1 protein-coding gene is annotated in these 891 nt (G+C 68.5%); it reads left to right on the forward strand.

Annotated features, from left to right (window positions below):
* Nucleotides 1-198 precede the first annotated feature (198 nt).
* The gene (locus tag AC5L30_RS32970; RefSeq protein WP_494872181.1) at nt 199-861 is read left to right on the forward strand and encodes a C39 family peptidase; all 663 of its coding nucleotides are present in this window, start codon (nt 199-201) and stop codon (nt 859-861) included.
* Nucleotides 862-891: the final 30 nt, after the last annotated feature.

Genomic DNA, 891 nt, shown 5'->3' on the forward strand with positions numbered 1-891 from the left:
CCCGCACGGCCGAGCACGAGCACCACAACAGGCCGACGCGCAGGCGGAATGATCCGCCACCGGCACCCGTTGCACCCTGTCCCGACGCCGACCCCCTCTTCCGCGGGTCACCGGGCAGAACCCCTCGAACTTCCCCCCGCACCACCCACCCCCCGGGTGTGGTGTGGGCGCCCCCGAAATGCAGAGGAGCACGCCATCATGCGTACCGATCTGATCCGTAAGACCGCCCTGACCGCCGCTGGGCTCGCCTTCACCGGCGGCGCCATCGCCGGGCCCGTCACCACCGCCTTCGCCGCACCCACCACCAGCACGCCGGCCACCCAGACCCAGACCGACCGTAAGGGTCACGGTGAGCGGGAACTGGGCGTGCGCTACGAAGCCCAGCCGAACTTCTACTACTGCGGGCCCGCCGCGACCCGCAACGCCCTGAGCGTGCAGGGCAAGAACATCAACGTCGATGACATGGCCAAGGAGATGGGCACCACCGAGGCCGGCACCAACTCCATCAACGACATCACCCCCGTACTGAACAAGGAAACCGGTAAGAACGACGCCTACCGGTCCGTGGAAATCAGCACCCCCAACGCCGACGGCACGCAGACCGACACCCTGCGCGCCGACATCGTCCGCACCGTCGACGACGGCCGGGCCGTGGTCGCCAACATCGCCGGCACCAGCACCGACACCGACGGCGTCACCCACTCCTACGAAGGCGGGCACTACATCAGCGTCGTCGGCTACCGCGACAACGGCAACACCGTCAAGATCGCCGACTCCGCCGACGCGAACACCGCCTCCTACTGGATCAGCACCGAACACCTCGCGGACTGGATCGCCACCCGCGGCTACGCCACCAGCTGACCCCAACCACCCAACGACACCGAAGGGCCG

The organism is Micromonospora sp. BQ32 (assembly GCF_059358895.1).

What these genes read in the sequence shown, in the direction of transcription:
- AC5L30_RS32970 (WP_494872181.1), top strand. Translation starts at nt 199, where the DNA reads ATGCGTACCGATCTGATCCGTAAGACCGCCCTGACCGCCGCTGGGCTC.